Origin of the sequence: Echinicola rosea, assembly GCF_005281475.1 — a bacterium.
GTDB lineage: Bacteria > Bacteroidota > Bacteroidia > Cytophagales > Cyclobacteriaceae > Echinicola > Echinicola rosea.
On sequence record NZ_CP040106.1, the window covers coordinates 4,177,488 to 4,194,899 of the forward strand.

Annotated in this window: 10 protein-coding genes; 2 read left to right on the forward strand and 8 right to left on the reverse strand. The window is 44.0% G+C overall.

The window, feature by feature from the left end; translation table 11 throughout:
• Positions 1–138: 138 nt before the first annotated feature.
• From FDP09_RS16355 to FDP09_RS16370, 4 genes are read right to left on the reverse strand one after another with little or no spacing between them, the layout of a single operon-like run.
• Complete coding sequence (locus FDP09_RS16355) at positions 139–1,596, reverse strand: RagB/SusD family nutrient uptake outer membrane protein (protein WP_137403688.1); 1,458 nt, start codon at positions 1,594–1,596, stop codon at positions 139–141.
• Between the two features lie 17 nt (positions 1,597–1,613).
• The gene (locus FDP09_RS16360) at positions 1,614–4,733 is read right to left on the reverse strand and encodes a SusC/RagA family TonB-linked outer membrane protein (RefSeq protein ID WP_137403689.1); all 3,120 of its coding nucleotides are present in this window, start codon (positions 4,731–4,733) and stop codon (positions 1,614–1,616) included.
• A 56-nt stretch (positions 4,734–4,789) separates the two neighbouring features.
• The gene (locus FDP09_RS16365) at positions 4,790–7,066 is read right to left on the reverse strand and encodes an FAD-dependent oxidoreductase (protein ID WP_137403690.1); all 2,277 of its coding nucleotides are present in this window, start codon (positions 7,064–7,066) and stop codon (positions 4,790–4,792) included.
• 1 nt (position 7,067) lies between these two features.
• On the reverse strand, positions 7,068–8,720 hold the full coding sequence (locus FDP09_RS16370) for a sodium:solute symporter family protein (RefSeq protein WP_137403691.1): 1,653 nt from the start codon (positions 8,718–8,720) through the stop codon (positions 7,068–7,070).
• Positions 8,721–8,892: 172 nt separating this feature from the next.
• Here FDP09_RS16370 and FDP09_RS16375 point away from each other — a divergent pair, with 172 nt between their 5' ends.
• Complete coding sequence (locus FDP09_RS16375) at positions 8,893–9,915, forward strand: LacI family DNA-binding transcriptional regulator (protein ID WP_137403692.1); 1,023 nt, start codon at positions 8,893–8,895, stop codon at positions 9,913–9,915.
• Positions 9,916–9,959: 44 nt separating this feature from the next.
• Here FDP09_RS16375 and FDP09_RS16380 read toward each other — a convergent pair whose 3' ends face one another.
• Complete coding sequence (locus tag FDP09_RS16380) at positions 9,960–10,301, reverse strand: winged helix-turn-helix transcriptional regulator (protein WP_137403693.1); 342 nt, start codon at positions 10,299–10,301, stop codon at positions 9,960–9,962.
• A 108-nt stretch (positions 10,302–10,409) separates the two neighbouring features.
• Here FDP09_RS16380 and FDP09_RS16385 point away from each other — a divergent pair, with 108 nt between their 5' ends.
• Positions 10,410–11,402: a YhdH/YhfP family quinone oxidoreductase gene (locus FDP09_RS16385; protein WP_137403694.1), complete on the forward strand. Its 993-nt coding sequence runs from the start codon at positions 10,410–10,412 to the stop codon at positions 11,400–11,402.
• A gap of 274 nt (positions 11,403–11,676) precedes the next feature.
• Here the strand turns inward: FDP09_RS16385 and FDP09_RS16390 are convergent, their stop codons facing one another.
• Genes FDP09_RS16390 through FDP09_RS16400 form a run of 3 tightly spaced genes read right to left on the reverse strand, consistent with a single transcriptional unit; the run spans position 11,677 to position 17,365 of the window.
• Positions 11,677–13,212, reverse strand: a complete 1,536-nt coding sequence (locus FDP09_RS16390) for an alpha-L-fucosidase (protein ID WP_137403695.1) — start codon at positions 13,210–13,212, stop codon at positions 11,677–11,679.
• Positions 13,209–14,498, reverse strand: coding sequence for a glycoside hydrolase family 117 protein (locus FDP09_RS16395; protein WP_137403696.1), 1,290 nt, complete (start codon positions 14,496–14,498; stop codon positions 13,209–13,211). The genes FDP09_RS16390 and FDP09_RS16395 overlap by 4 nt, the downstream gene beginning before the upstream one ends.
• 26 nt (positions 14,499–14,524) lie before the next feature.
• Positions 14,525–17,365 carry a glycoside hydrolase family 2 TIM barrel-domain containing protein gene (locus FDP09_RS16400; RefSeq protein WP_137403697.1) on the reverse strand — a complete coding sequence of 947 codons (2,841 nt, stop codon included), beginning with the start codon at positions 17,363–17,365 and terminating at the stop codon, positions 14,525–14,527.
• Positions 17,366–17,412 lie beyond the last annotated feature (47 nt).

The following is a 17,412-nucleotide window of genomic DNA, read 5'->3' on the forward strand; positions in this document are numbered from 1 at the left end:
ACCATTAAGAAAACTACGCTAGTTTTGGTTACATGATACCGAATCAAAGATGCAGCTACTGTTTTATAAAAAGAACTGTAACACATATATCTATTATTTGGATCCATTGACATCTAATACTGATCTATATTCAATATTTTACTTCCAAGGACCATTTTGGTCTAGATTGGAATTGGTAAGCACTTCATTTTCCGGGATTGGAAAATACCGATGCTTGGGTTGAACAGGACGTGTCGGAAACCAATAATTGGTAACTTCTCCGACTTCCAAAAACTCACCTGTCCTGGTCATATCAAACCAACGGTCCGCCTCAAATGCCAACTCCCATGATCGCTCCTGCATAATGGCTGCCAAGTACTCCTCCAAGGTGATCGCAGAAGGAAGTGGGGCAAGACCTGCCCGATCCCTAACCTCATTGACCATTTGAAGTCCTTCCCCTTGGACCTGACCACTTGCTCTTGCGCTGGCTTCGGCATAAATGAGCAATATATCAGCATACCGTAATATCGGGAAATTGGTCTCGTTTCTAGCACCATTGGCCATAGGATCGGCATATTTTGCGATGATCACCCTTTCTTTCAGGTTTGGGTCATTATCCATGGTATGAAGCACTCCTTGGCTGTCCACAAAAGAGGTGTCCATTAACTGCTTCCGTAAATCATCATCAGCATAGGAATGATAAAACTGCTCAAATGCAAAACTGGATCCCCAAGCGGTAGCGGCATAGACGCCGTTTGACCCTGCTGGTGCCAAATAGGAGGTAAAACTCTGGGACTGGAGATTTGGACTACGCGAAAATTCCACAGCAAAGATATTTTCCACCCTATTGGCATTTTCACGGCTTACGTCCCAAAGTTCCCCTGGGCTGTCCACCAGCCGATAAGTACCGTCATCCATCACCATCTTGGCCATGTCCCTTGCCTCTGCATACTGTTCATTATAAAGATATACTTTTGCCAATAATCCTTGGGCGGCTCCTTGTGAAGCCCTTCCGCTCACCTCTGGAATTCCCGGACTTAAAATATCACTTGCCTCTTGTAAGTCCTGGATGATCTGATCGTAAATCTCTGAAGAAGGGTTCTTGGGTGATTCAATATCCGCTAAGCTCCCTGTGGGAAGGGTTTTTAGTGGTACATCCCCAAAAGTCTTCACCAAATTAAAATAATATAATCCTCGCAGGAATTTAGCTTCGCCCACAATTTGGTCCCGGCGAGATTCATCCATGTCGATTTGCGGAACGTTCTGAATGACCAGGTTGACATTATTGATACCATTATAGCTTTCGTTCCAAAACTGCTCCACTTGATCGTGGGTAGCATCGTAGGTGAATTCGGTCAGCAAGTTCCGTCCCACCACTGGCTTGGGAAACATTTGGTCTGCCGAATAATCACCAAGCATCCAAATGGACTGCCCGTACATGCCGGGTTTGGTAAGTGCTCCATAAGCCGCAGTGATGGCTGATTCTGCATCCTCCGCAGTATTATAATATTCATTGATCGTCAAAAAACTATAGGGTGTTTCTTCCAGATCACTGCAAGAAAACAGTGTCATTGCCAAAACAATGGCGCTCACAATGTGTTTGGTATAGATATTCATGGCTTTTTGGGTTATGATTAAAATGATACTTGGACACCGAGCAAATAAGATTTTGCCCTAGGATAGGGATCTCTGTCAATCCCAAAATTGGTAACATTATTAACACCAGTGGTGTTTAGCTCCGGATCATATCCGGAATAATCCGTCCAGGTGACTAAATTGGTAAGGCTGGTATACAGCCTCAGTCTGGACAACCAATCTATTTGGGACACTTCAAAAGTATATCCTAATTGAATATTCTTTAACCGGATAAAGGATCCATCCTCAATATATCGGCTGCTTTGGAGTAATCTGCCACTTTGTGATGGTCGGATATATTCATTACTAGGATTTTCGGATGACCAATGGTTGACGACTTCTGCGAGTTGGTTGGTGCCAAATACAGCTGACTCCAATTGCATTCTTCTGTTGAAGAATACATCATTACCCATGTTACCCTGCACAAAAATTGAGAGATCAAATGCTTTGTAGCGGAAATTGTTGGTTATCCCAAAAATAAAATCGGGATTGGGGTCTCCAATGATCTGCCGGTCAGCTGCACTAAATGCCCCGTCTCCGTTGATATCAGCGTACCTTGCATCTCCTGGTTGTGCCGATGGCATGTGACTGTTGGCTATATCATCCGATTCCTGCCACACTCCATCCCATACGTAACCATAAAATGTTCCTACTGGATAGCCTACTTTTAGCAAACTGCCGTTAGCAAAAGCTCCTACTCCTCCATCACCGGTAGGGATCACTTCATCTACTTCACCTGTGATTTTAAGAATTTTGTTTCGGTTACGGGAATAGTTTGCTGATACCTCCCAGTTCAGCTGGCTGTCGATGACCACTGCGTTCAGTCCCAGCTCAAATCCTTTGTTCTCGATTTCGCCAAAGTTCCCAAATATAGTGTTAAAGCCAGAAGACGATGGTATCCTACGGGAAATCAACAAATCTTCGGTTCGCTTGTGATAATAATCAAATGTCAACATCAACTGGTTGTTCCATAAACCTACATCCATGCCGACATCGGCCTGGTTGGTACGTTCCCACTTGATATCTGGATTGGCCACTCCTGTGGGGCTAATTCCGATATTCAGTTCGTTTCCAAAATTATAGTTGCTCCCACTGGTCAATCTCGGAAAGGATTGGTAAAGCGGAATGTTGGCATTTCCGGTGACCCCATAGCTCACCCTTAATTTCAGATCACTGATCAGCTCACTATCCATTAAGAAGTCTTCTTCTTTTACCCTCCACGCCAAGGCTGCAGAAGGGAAAAAACCCCATTTATTGTTTTGGCCAAACCTACTGGAACCATCGGCCCTTCCGGTCAAGGTAAGTAAATACTTGTCCAATAGGATATAGTTTACCCTAGCAGTCCAAGAGTCCAATCTCCAACTATTTTTATTAGAGGAAATATTCCTGTTGGAAACTAGGCCGAGATTATTGTTTACCAAAAGGTCAGTGGACAGTTCACTTCCTCCTGCAAGAGAGCTAACCCCTGTGTAGCGCTGGGTGGAAAATACCCCAGTAATATTGAAGTCATGTGCCTCACCGATCTTTTTGGAATAATTCAGGACACTTTCGTGGATCAGGGAGTTTTGATCCAAGTTCCCTATTCCGGCGACACCACTGTTGATCCTGCCCATGGGGACATCTGTTCCCGTATAGGTGTCCTTACGGTCATGGAAAACATCCACGCCAATGTTCCCTCGGTATGTCAATCCTTTCGCAATATCCACATGGACATAAAAATTGCTGAGCAGCCTGGTATTGGTACTCCGATTGAGTACTTGGGTCATAGCCAATGGATTGGCCTGTAATTCAAAATTGGCATTGATGTCCCCAAAATAGGTGTAATCTCCCTGATCAGTATATGGTGCAAAAATAGGTGGGGCAAAGAGTGCCGCAGTTACGGTTCCCATATTTTCACTTTCGTAAGTGGTCCCTGTGATGGCGCCATTACTTACGACATAATTATAATTAAGGTTAATACCGATCTTCACCCGATCTTGCAATTCATTTTCCAGGTTGAGCCGTGAGGAAATCCGCTCAAAATCGGAATTTTCAATTATCCCTTGCTGATCAAAATAATTAAAACTGAGATTATAAACTGTTTTTTCGCTCCCTCCAGCGAAAGACAGCTGATGGTTTTGGATAGGTGCATTCCTGAAAATAACATCCTGCCAATCTGTGTCGTGATAGGTAATACCATCCAAGGCCCCTGGATTGATTTCATTGTTGAGTGCGAGAAACTCCTCTGCATTCATCATATCCAGTTTTTTGGTTACCTCTTGGACACCGTAGTAGGCATTGTAATTGATCTTTGTCTTTCCCTTTTCTCCTTTTTTAGTAGTGATGAGGATCACGCCGTTTGCACCTCTGGCACCGTAAATGCTAGTGGCCGATGCATCTTTCAGCACTTCGATAGAGGCGATGTCATTGGGATTGATCGTGGACAAGGGATTTAACTGGCCGCCGGCAGAATTCTGGGCCGTGGTCGATCCTGGAGCCGATCCACCCGCCACAATAGGAAAGCCGTCAATCACATACAAGGGCTCATTTGAGGTGCTCAAGGAATTACCTCCTCGAATCTTGACACTTGTAGCCCCTCCAGGCGCACCGGAATTTTGAGTAATTTCCACCCCTGCTACACGCCCTTGTAGCCCTTGATCCAAGGATGAAATGGGGGTTTTGTTCAATTCTTCAGAAGAAACCGAAGCAACGGAACCAGTCAAATCGGATTTTTTAACCGAACCATACCCTACTACCACTACCTCCTCCAAGGACTCGGTATCAGATGATAGGATCACATTAAAATTGCTTTTTCCGTTAAGAGGGATCTCTTTGGACTCGAACCCCACAAAGGATACTACAATGACCTGTTGGTCATCTTGGACAGTCAAGGAAAAGTTCCCATCCAAATCTGTTACTGTACCGTTTGAGGTGTTTTTCTCCACTACAGTAGCACCTGGAAGAGGAAGCCCTTCTTCATCCACTACTGTTCCGGTGACTTCAAAAGAAGTGGTCTTGACGTCCCTATACTCATTAGCTTTTGATTCGATGGTAGGGGTATTGGTTTTGCTCAGGGCATATCCGTCCTGGTAGGTTAAGCCCAAGGCCAAACCTATCAAAATTACATTAATTGATTTCATTATTTCGGGTTTTAAGGTTATTTGATCATAAGAACATGAATAGTTACAAACCTCTATTAGGTAATACATATACCAAAAACAGCTAGAGGTACTTTCTCGGAAGGATGCTCAAATTGAAGTTTAAGCATTCCAGTCACCACAGGTTGGTCAAAGTCGACAGTTATGACCGCTTGATGGTTTTCGGAGATTGTGGCCAGGTGTTTATCATTCTCATCCATCACTATCATATTTCTGGCAACAAAAGGCATGACATGTTCATGGTGTTCCATTTGTACCGTTTCCATAGGATGATCGTAATCCGTATCAAGAAATATTTTGAGACGACTTATCGAAACGGGATGAGACCATTGGAAATCAAGTGAAGGCTGGGTATCTGATGGACTAGCCATCCAAGCATTAGGCTGTGCTACAGGCCGGTACAATGGGCTAAGGATATTAGTGGCTTCATAGGTATATACTGGTTCTGCAAATTCAATGGCCATATTTCCTCCCTTAGGCCGACGCTTTGGACACCAAAACTCAAACTCATCCACTCCAGAACCCTCAGGCGGCTCTTGCTTGCCAAAATTGGAAACCGCTTTATTCACTTGATTATACACTGAGACCATGCCCGATAGCAATTGATCAGAAAGTAGAATATCCACATCGTCGTTTTTCAAGACTGTAATAAATGCATATTGGTCTTGAAATCCCCCCAGGTCTCCTAATTCCACCGCCAGCTTTTGTTCGCCAACCTCCAATGAATAATCAGTTGACCACACCGTGATATCTGGCGTGTGGTTATATGGTTTGCTACTTTTCCTTACTTGTACCGTAAGTGCTGTGGCCTTTCTGACATTGAATGACAGGGAAAATGCGGGTATTTTTTTTCGTACTGGAACCATTTGAGCCATCGAAAAAGAAAGGTTCTCCCATGAAGATCCAGCAGAAATCGCCCTTAAACTGTATTCACTTGACGGATGGATGACCGCATCATTGGCCAAATTATCTAAAGTGAATTGAAGCTGTGGAATATAATGTCCCGTAGCCACCAGGTCCTGTTGGAGCTTTTTCAGCTTATGCTTCTCAAGGAGCTCACGAGGGGAGACATCGTATTTTATAACATGCGCTGCAGCCATCCCGACAGCCTGTCCTCCATGGGCACACGTCGCCATTACCCTTGTGGAGCCAAAGGCCACGTGGGAGGCACTTATGATCCTCCCTGTCAACAACAGGTTGTCAATAGACTTTGGCACATAACACCGGTAAGGGATGGAATAAACGCCCTTGGTATGCCATTGGGTGCAGCTGGGCTTATCACTGTACACCCCATCAGCAGGGTGAAGATCCATGGCCCATCCCCCAAAAGAAATCGCATCTTCGTGTGCTAGCTGATGGACTAGGTCTTCCTGCTTTAGCATATACTCTCCTTCAAACCTTCTGCTCTCACGTTTGCCGGGGATCAGTCCCACCCATTCCAAGGTATAGTAATCTGCTTCCGTGAATTTACCTGAGTTCTTTATATAATTCCATATTCCATAAGCTACTTTCCACAGTTCATGTTTGATTTCTTCAGTATCGTGGATGGTATCTTTCCTACCACCGTACTCAAACCACCACAGCTTACACCCATGGTCACCCACTTCCACATTTTTGACTCCTGGAATCTGGGAAGTGTCCTTTATCGCATAATCGGGTGCCACATACTTGACTGGCTTTTCTGTTTTCTTGGAATAGAAAAACAAGGTATGCCCAAGCAGTTCACCATAATCTTCCACATCAGGAGCCAATCCTTCCCCTAGCTCCTCGGGGCTTTCGGCTCCTATTCGATAAGGTACACCGGACATGTAAGAAACGATGCCATCTCCAGAAGCATCAATAAACTGTCGGGCTGTGAAATTATAGAGTGTGGAGTTTTGCGAATTAAATGCGATGACCTTTTCGATGGTGCGGTCGTCAGCTTTGGCAATATGGAAAACTGTCGTATTGAGGTAAAGACTGATGTTGGGCTCCGCCATTACCTTGTCAAGCACCACCGTATCAAAAAGCACCGGGTTGCCCTCTTTGTTTCGAAAGGTATTTTCCACCATGATTTCATCCACTATCCCCCCTTCTCTCGCCCAGCGGTTGTTATTTCCCATATGGGAGGTGGCTCCCAAGGCCCATAATCTCACTTCGCTGGATGCGTTGCCTCCCAATACAGGCCGGTCTTGGATCAAGGTCACTTTGCATCCCTGCCGTGCTGCGGTAATCGCTGCACAAACACCGGAAAGTCCTCCTCCCACGATTACGATATCCGAATATTCGGTGGTTTCTTTAAGATTACGAAAATTCTTAAACGCTTCTTTTATCATGCTAATTTTTTGATTTCGTTTTTCCAAAATATAATCCAGCACTTGCCATAAGTACCATGACAATACCGGCAGCTACCAACATCCCATTTCCTTTACTGGCGATTATACCAAGTCCTGTCATTATCAATCCTATCATGCCTGTGGCAATGGAGATGACTTTTATCCCGAAAGCGGTATCATCACCCGACCGTTCTACTTCTTCCACTTCCTGGTCGGAGCCAATGGTTACTGGGGCTTTCTCCCCTGATAAAACAGGCCTATTCTTGATTTCAAATAGGATCAACATACATACAGGTACTGTAACTCCCAAGGTCATTTCCATACTTCTGGAGACTTCATAATCCAGCACGGAAGGCAAAATGAGAATTATCAGTGCCAAGACCGCAATACTCACCGTAGAGGTAAGAATGACAGATCTACTGTCCTGTCTATCGGAATACAGGCTCCACAGTATGGGAGCAAACAACGGCGCTCCAGTCACAGCGGCCACTTTCAGCACGACATTGACGATTCCTCCCAAATAGGGAACCAGCATGGCTACACCCATCACGCCAAGTCCAAAAAATACGGTCACCCATCTGGCGACTTTAATCAATTGGTTTTCTGACGCTCGGGGATGGATTGTCTTGTAAAGGTCATTAGTAGTGACAGCCGCCATCATATTGAGGGTTGTATTTACCGAGCTGGCCGTAGCAAAGACCATGGCTGCTATCATCAGGCCCAACATACCAATTGGCAAAGCCTTGGCACACATCATGAGGTAGGCTCCTTCCATCTGCTGGGTCGTCACCAGTCCTGGATCGTAAACTTTATAAATCATAGGAGGCAACATCCATATCAACGGAAAAACCAAGTACAAGCCAGCAAATAAAAGAGCTACTTTTTTTGCCTCTTTTGGAGATTTCACACTGGTATACCGTTGTACATACGCCCAGTTTCCACCGATAAAAACAAAATTATAAAGCATGAAAGCCACCAAGAACACGGGGCTAAATTCACTGTTGATAAGATCAAAAAACCCTTCTGGGGACTGGGAAATAAAACCATCCGTCCCCCCCACTTCATCCAATGCCAATGGGATAACAATGAAAACTGCCGCTGTCAGGACCACAAACTGTAATACATCCGTGGCCAATACTGCCCAGAACCCACCCACAGCGGTATAAAGAACAATGGTAATTCCTAAAATCAGGATGATGAGGGTAATAGGCATCTGTGCCGAAACTGATACGATCTTTGCCACTGGATATAGAAAAGATCCCGCGGTAAAAAATGACACTGCAATGAACAAATAAGAATATATTTTCTGGGTTTTTACACCAAACCTACGGGTAACATATTCAGCAGCAGTCAAGACGTTAGTCTCTTTCCATTTGCGGGCTACTGTAAAATAAATGATCAGTCCTGCAATGGCCATTGTACTCTGGATAGTAACTGCCACCATTCCTTGGTCATAAGCAATAGAACCCCAGACCACAAATGTTCCAGCAGAGAAAAAACTCATAAACAAGCTAAGCCCACTAATCCACCACGGAACGTTTCCTCCACCCGCAAAAAAATTGGTCATCGACCGCCCTGTCCTGGCAAATGCCAGTCCTGCTGAAAGAACGATTAAGGTAAACACACCTATCAATATATAATCTTGCTCTTGCATTTAGGTTATTTTGGTATTGCGATGATAAAAGTGAGTATTAGTCAGCTAAAAAAAAATAATGATGGATAAACTGGGTTAACGAAAAGGTTTTCGTATTGAATTTTTTTAACGAAAACCTTTTCGTAAATTATCATAAAACCGTCTAAAAGGAATTAAAAAGTATATTTCCATTATGAAAGAATATATCACGATAAAAGACTTGGCAGACCAACTTCACTTATCCGTAGGGACGGTATCCAAAGCTTTTAACCCAAAATACAAGGATATCAGCGACCGTACCCGACAGAAAATTCTTGAAGCTGCTCGCAAAATGGGGTATGTACCTAATCCTTTTGCCCAAAAACTGCTAAAGAAGAAAACCCTAAACATAGGCATAATCGTCCCGGAATTCAGTCACAGTTACTTTTCGGAAGTAATCTTCAGTGCGCAAGAAAAGCTGTTGGAAAACGATTACCAGACTTTAATCATGTCATCGCATGAAAGTTCGGAATTGGAACGAAAAAATATAGAAACATTGGTAAACCATATGGTGGATGGCCTTATCATTTCACTTTGTAATGGTAGTCTTAATCATGAATACATTAACGATGTGATCGAATCCGGAATTCCCATTGTCCAATTTAATAGGGTATCCAAGAAAGTAAACTCTCCAAAAGTAGAGTTTAACGACTATAAATGGGCTGTATTCGGCACTGAGCACCTGATTTCCCAAGGCTGCCAAAACCTGATCCATTTAGCTCTTCCCAGACACCTTCCCTTGGGACATCAGCGCATTTTGGGGTTTAAAAAAGCATTGGAAAAACACCGAATTGCCCATAAGGATCACCAGGTCATTGAAGCCGGAATCACCGTACAGGACGGGGAAGAGGCCATGTCCAGGTATTTGGAAAATCATGGATGCCCAGATGGCATATTGGCTGCAGGAGACCCCTTGGCTATCGGTGCCATGAAAATCCTGAAGCGAAAAGGGATCGCTATACCAGAAAAAGTCAAAGTTATGGGCTTTACGGAATCTGCCATGGCCTTGGTCGTCGAGCCAGAGCTGTCAAGTATATCACAGCCTACGGACCAAATTGGCCATTTGATTTCCAAGTTTTTATTGGATCAAATCGCCGGTATCGATAAGTCCAATGAACATTACCTCTTTGATGGAAAACTGAACATTAGGGAATCTACTTCCTGCACTGGTCAGTAAAAATGCGGGCCGTCAGTCGTTTTACAGCGACGGCATCCCAATAGTTATTTTTTAATTTCCTGGTTTCTTTCCATATGGATATACCCCCATTTCCTTATGGCCTTCACCAAAGGAAAAAGGGTATCGCCATAGGCTGTTAAGGAGTACTCGACTTTGGGAGGCACCTCTGCAAAAACCTTGCGTGCTATTATTCCATCCTCTTCGAGCTCATCCAGTTGCTTTGCGATCATCCGCTCGCTAATGGTAGGCAAAGTCCGGTTCATTTCGCTGAACCGGTTTACCCCTTTCTTGATCAGCATGATCAACGTGGTTTTACATTTTCCTTTGATCACTTGCAAAAAAGCGTCCGATGGGCAATCGACTTCAATTTCTTTTAAATTATCCATAATTTTATTTCCCTAATAACCAGTAAACATGTGGTCAAGTTCAGTAACTGAACAAAATGTAAGTCATTGATTATTTGACTTATCCAATATACCTTTAAAAGAAAAACTATGAAAGAAACGTTCAACGCATTTCTGGTTTCCGAAAAAGAAGAAGGTATCCATCAGGAGATTGCCCAGTTACCGTTTTCTGCATTGCCTTCCAAAGGGGTTTTGATCAAGGTCCGTTATTCATCGGTCAACTTCAAGGACGCCCTATCGGCCACCGGTAACAAAGGGGTTACTAAAAAATTCCCCCATGTGCCAGGTATCGATGCCGTTGGGGAAGTGGTAGATCCTGACGATTCGCCATACCGAAAAGGAGACAAAGTCCTCGTTACGGGCTATGATCTAGGCATGAATACATGGGGCGGCTATGGAGAATACACCAAAGTCCCCGAGTCATGGATCCTGTCCTTACCGAAGGGTTTATCAGAAAAAGAATCCATGTGTTACGGGACAGCAGGACTGACAGCAGGATTATCTGTTTCCAAAATCATCAATGCCGGAATTGTCCCTAATGATGGTCCAGTGATAGTCAGTGGTGCCAGTGGTGGCGTCGGTAGTATCACTACTGCAATTCTGAGTAAATTAGGATATGAAGTTCACGTAATCACTTCAAAAAACAATCCTGAATATTTCCAAGACACACTTGGAGCATCTAGCATCCTGAGTCGGGAAGCGTTTGTTGAACAACATAATAAAAAACCTATGTCCCGTCCTACCTATGCTGCTGGAATCGATTGTACAGGAGGAGAAATCCTCTCCGGAATAGTCAAGTCCGTCAAATATAGTGGTATCGTTACTTGCTGTGGCATGGTGGCATCTCCAGAAATCCATACCAGTATTTTTCCATTTATCTTAAGAGGAATCAGTTTGATCGGAATTGATTCTGTGGAAATCCCTTTAACACAAAAGGAAGATATCTGGCAAAAACTGGCCAAGGAATGGAAGCCATCACAATTGGAAAAATTGGCCAAGGAAATCTCGTTGGATCAACTTTCTGAAGAAATCAGTACAATCCTCAATGGTAAGGCCAAGGGACGGGCTATCCTAACCCATTAGGACCACCCGGGGAAAGCAGCCAATTCGAAAAGTAAGAACAGTACCTTTAACCCTGACCATAATGGACAAATATGGTCAGGGCCTTTTATTCTTTTAATTTTGCTAACAACTATCGAAAACCGAAGCGGGTAAAAGGTATATGCTAAAAGAATTTGTGCTCCCTTTTTAGAGGCATGAAAGCACCACACGCTATAAATAAGCAGGCTATTTTCTACCTAAACAATCTCTCTGGGGCGATGGACACCACCCAATGGATGACTTTCATATCATTTTTTTACTTATTTGACCTTTCCAATTCCATTTTAAAAACCGTCGAAATTTCATTTAGCCCTTTATCCGGAACGACCAAGGTCAGTGTTTCAGGACTTAGTTCCCAGTCAACGGTTTGACCCGTCCCCAGTACCGTAATATCCCTAATTTTGCCAGGTGGTATATTCCTATGGTAACCGCCGATTTCTCGTAATTCGATTGTGGCCCCTGGCTTAGGCTGTCCCAATAAAAACACGTACATCGCATTTTTATCCTTCGCGACGGTAAATCTTATATCTTCAGCGGTATATTCCACATTCGAAGATTGTCCGCCATGTGTACCATCTGCTATTTTTGCAGGCCCCCAACCAAAAACAGTATGAGGCCTGGTTCCGTAAACCGCTTCCTTATGGATAGCCATCCAGCCACCTATTTCCTTCAATATTTTTCGTTGTTCCTGATTGATCACACCATCTGCCCTAGGAGAAACATTTAACAATACAATCCCATTCTTGCTCCATACATCAATCATGTTTCTGACCACCAAAGCTGCATCTTTATATTTTTCTCCTTCGACGTACATCCAACGCCTTTCCCCTAGGGTAATATCCGTCATCCAAGGAATGGGAGATACATCCCGTCTTCCACCTTGCTCAATATCATGAACACTATAAGCCAATGGCATATCATCTTGTTTATGGCAGAGAACGACCTCTTGGCCATTCTTAAGGCCATTGTTAAAGAAATTGGCAGCCATCTGTTCACGGGTACTGACTGGTATCAGGTTTAGCCATGAGTCATACCATAGAATGTCCGGATCATATTTTCTCACTACTTCATCTACCTGGTTAAGCCAATATTGGTTAAACAGATCGATGGATTCCCAGTTACCAAATAACTTTCTAAGTTTTGGTTCTGTAGTCGCAGTGGGTAAGTCAGGGTGATAAGGGTAATGACTGTCATACCCATTTGAGCCCCAATTTTCAGGATTCCCTGCATTTCTCTGACCATTTCTAGCATGATGGAAAGTAGCTAAGGTCCTAATATTTCGCTCCTTCAAAGCTTCAAATAATTCTCCTGTCACGTCTCGTTTGGGACCCATGTCCATTGCATTCCATGGATTCACTTCACTGTCCCACATGGCAAATCCATCGTGATGCTGTGCGACTGGCCCAGCAAATTTAGCGCCTGCCATTCTGAACAAGTTTGCCCAGTCCTCCGGGTCAAAACACTCTGCGGTAAACATAGGGATAAAGTCTTCATAGCCAAACTCCTCGATCGCACCAAAATTTTCCTGATGATATTTATTGATCCAGCTCCCCTTTATATACATAAAATGAGGATACCATGCACTTCCAAATGCCGGTACACTATATGGACCCCAATGAAAATATATCCCTAGTTTTGCATCGACAAACCACTCTGGCGCAGCCTCATGCCGAGAAAGTGACCTGGCATTTGGGTAATAGTCTTCGCGCTCCTTTTGGTCTTGTTGAGCGATAACTTCACTTAAAAGCAGCGTCACAAATACCATCGGAAACAGTAAATATTTAACCTTCATTGTTTGGACTTTAGTTGGTTATGTTGATTTTCAATTCGCTGCCGTTGCTTTTTACTGAGTGACTGCTGGTAATGAAACTCAGGACTTAGGTTCATGTAATGTCCTTTCATTTCCTGGTCATCGATATCTTGACTCAAATCACAATCAAACCGAGTCAATACCGTGTGGTTGTGCTCCCAATCTCCACCAGCATTGATAAAATGGGATAGCCCCCAGGTGATCCCTGTCCCGTTCTTGGTATCCGTAAATGCATCAGGGATATAAGGTCCAGCCGCCACAGGTAAAAGTTCTGTTATAGCTGCTATTTCAAAATTGACCCAATCGGCAGCATATTGGATAGTATTATGTTCCTGTCCATCCCGTTGCACTATCGCCGCTACACCTTCCTTGAACGGAAACAGTGTGGTTTCATGCCCAGAATTGATCACCGGATTGAGTGGATGCTTCTCAAATGGCCCCAAAGGGTCATCTGCTATAGCCAAGCCTTGCATCCGCACCTTCGAAGGATTTAGCTCAGGGCGTTTGTCAAAATCCCCTTTGTAGTACAAGTAGATTTTGCCATTATGCACCAATGGATAAGGGTCATGAATGGAGTATTGGTCCCATGATCCTTCAGGACCATTGGGAATGACCACTTTATTGGTGTGGATCCAAGGGCCATCCGGAGAATCCGCATACGCGACCGATACTGGACAAAAATCTCCACGAAGACCACTGGCTTCCATAAAAGCTTGAAAGTACAGGTAATATTTTCCCTTCCATTTCAGAATATCCGTAGTGGTTACGGATCGCCATCCAGGCTGGGGCTTTGGAGGACGGGCCACAGCCACCCCTTGCTCTTCCCAAGTAAAACCGTCTTCGGAAGTCGCATACCATATCTCGGACAAATCCCAATCGGCAGAAGGGATGGTGTCGTTTGCCTCTTTTGCTCGTGCCATTCCAACAGCCTTCACAGGAGTATTTCTATAGGTGTACCACACGTAGTATTTTCCGTTTTCAAAGATCACCTTTGAAGGATCCCTTCGGGTGACGGTTCCATCTCCGCCACTATAATCAAATCCCTTTAGAGGCGTATATTTAAACTGAGAGTATAGCTCACTTTGCTCTGGTCGGATATTTTCATAGGCATCATAATTCCTTTCGACCGCTGCACTCAAAGGCCTATTGGGTTTATCTGAGGGAATTAAAAAGGGGAAATCTTTACTTCCATTGCTTACCTGTTCCTGCTGGGAAGATTGGCACGCACCTAAACATAATGCGATTCCAACTATATAAATTATTTTCATGATATTATTGCTGTTTGATTATGCAATTAAAATTTAAATGTGAGTCCAGTAACTATTGGCTCATCATCATTACCAAAATAATTCTCCGTATTCCCGTGAGGCCCCATGGTGTCCGAATGTTGGAATTTGGTTCCTATGGCGGGGATGTTCTTGAGAAATGAAATATCTCCTTCCGGAAATTTCACGGTAACCCTACCATGTTGGTCTTCACTGGGAGCTTCTGGGGTCAACATCCTCATAAAAAGGTGCGGAGAATGGCTATAAACAGTAAAACCATTATTGTCTCTACCAATCACCTCTAACCAATACAGACTGGAATAAAAGCCTTTGAACTCGGGGTAATCATACGCTGTCTCTCCGGTAACGGTATTGTTATAGTCATTTTCCCAAACCTGAAACCTTGTGCCCTTCATCCGATTTCGCCATACTCGATAAGGACCATCTCCCAACCACTTCATGCCTTCAACGTCTTTTTCGGGAAAGGAAAAAGTAAAGCCCTTAAAGCCTTTCACCCTTTTCTCACCCTTCATTTCTACCCACAAATCGAGTAATCCGTTTGGATACACGGTCCACCTGACTATGTCCGAACTTAACTCCACATGGGTGGTCCATTCTGGGGTTTTGTCCCGCTCCTCGAAACGAACCGTAATCTCCACCTTATCTTCTGTGGCCTCTACCATTAGGGTATCCACTTTATCATCATGATCAAATAGTATAGGGCCATTTTTTAATGGAATTAGCTTACCTTTTTTCATCACTTCTACCAAGAGCCCGTTTTCTTTGGAAAAGCTGTAATCTATTTCATTGGTACTGACCTTAATTAACTTCCCTGATGCAGTGGAGGTCAACTTCCCTTCTGTCCCATAGTCCAGCCGGTGTTGGTGGTATTCGGCGGGAGACTGTACAGGATAGGACCAAGTGTAAATTTCTTTTCCCTCTGGGTCAAAAGCTGTTAAATGTAACGCATCGGCCTCTTGCCATCCATCAGGCCTGTCAACGGATAGCTTTCCTTTTTCACCTGGAGCCATATCAGGAAATGTAACGGATTCCTCAAACAACACCTTACTTGGTTCGTTTGAACCTACCATTCCAAATCGCATCCATTTGGCCTTCAATGTACATTCTGCCAGGTTGGTAAAATGGTGCCTGTTTTCCACACGAAAAACACCATTAAACCCCTCTCGGATGTTCCGCTCTTCAATATAAATGGGTGACCATATTTCTTTTATGGTATAATAGCTTGCTTCTTTTTCCCCATAAGGTCCTACGATACCGTCGGCGGCATGATTTCCATCTGTGTCCAGTTTGCCATTTTTATCAGTCCTGACCACTGCCTCATCGGCAAAATCCCATAAAAAGCCTCCAGCGGACTGCGGTAAGTCCCACATCAGTTCCCAGTAATCTTCCAACCCTGCCCCATGACCTCCATCATATAATCCATGCAAAAACTCCGTGGGAAACAATATCTTTTCTTTGGCATACCCGTCATTGGCAAGGGCATGGTATGGGAAATAATGTAGGGTATTGGTTTTATTGAAAATATTCCAAGGATGAATGACTTCCCGCTTTTGGATATCCCAAATGGCATAGTCATCATCCAGCTCTGTATTCCATCCGCTTTCATTGCCATTGGCCCATAACAAAATGGATGGGTGGTTCACATCCCTGACCACGGTCTCATTTACGATCTTCTCTCCTACTTCCGTATCCAAGTGAGGGCTATGCCAGGTACATACCTCATCGATCACAAATAATCCCAATGAATCGCAAACATCTAGAAAATGTACGTCAGGAGGATAATGGGACATCCTGACCGCATTCATGTTCATGTCTTTCATCATCTGCACATGCTCAATGCTTAGTTCCTTGGACGTGGTCCGGCCGGATGTGGGATAAAATGAATGGCGATTTACGCCTTTAAATTTAATTCGTTGCCCATTGACGTATATCCCGTCGCCTTCCAGCACTTCTACTGTACGGAATCCGATCCGCTCCTTGATTTCATGTAGGACATCCCCATTTTGATCTTCAATAGCCAAAGCCAACCAGTATAGATTGGGTTGCTCAGGATTCCACGTTTTGATGTCATCGGCTTGGGCATGGATCGACCATATTCCGGAAGATTTCTTTAGCTCTATGTCGTTCAGCTTCTGCACCAAGTCTCCTTTCATACTATACAAGTGCGCATTCACATCAGACGCATTTGGAGCATTCAGGTACAAATCGGCCCTAATCTCACCATTGGCCCCAGCATCGATGGCCACACGGTCAATGTGTTCTCCTGGAAGTGCCTCTAGGTAAACCGGGCGAAAAACCCCTCCAAAAACCCAAAAATCAGCCTTGCGCTCTGCATAGTTAATACTTTCATTGGAAGATACTTTATCCACCCTTACTTCCAAAAGGTTCTCTTGGCCACCAGGCTTCAACAAGTCCGTGATCGCATAGCTGAACTCATAGAATGCCCCTTGATGTATCTCTCCAGCCAGCTCCCCATTAATCCTTACCTCGGCATCGGTCATGACTCCCTCAAAGACGATTTTCACCTCCTTCTCTTTCCAATCCTTGGGCACAGAAAAGGTATGCTTGTAAAGGCCATACTCCTTGGCTCGTTCGTCCATAGGATCTTGTCCATAGTTATATGCGCCAAAACCTTGTTGTTCCCAACACGACGGAACCCCTATCCTCGTCCACTTACCGCTATTTCTTCCTTCCGAACAAAAAAAGTCCCACTCCACCAAATCGTCTTTTCCTGTCCCCGACAAGTACTGCCTTTCGGTAATTGCCCCACTACTGCCCTGCCCATATCCTTCATAGCCTATGGTCACCAGTAAACCGATCAAAATTAATTTTAAACCTATTTTATACATAACCTTTATTTGTTGACAGCCTTAATTCTTTCATGAAAATTAGTGCA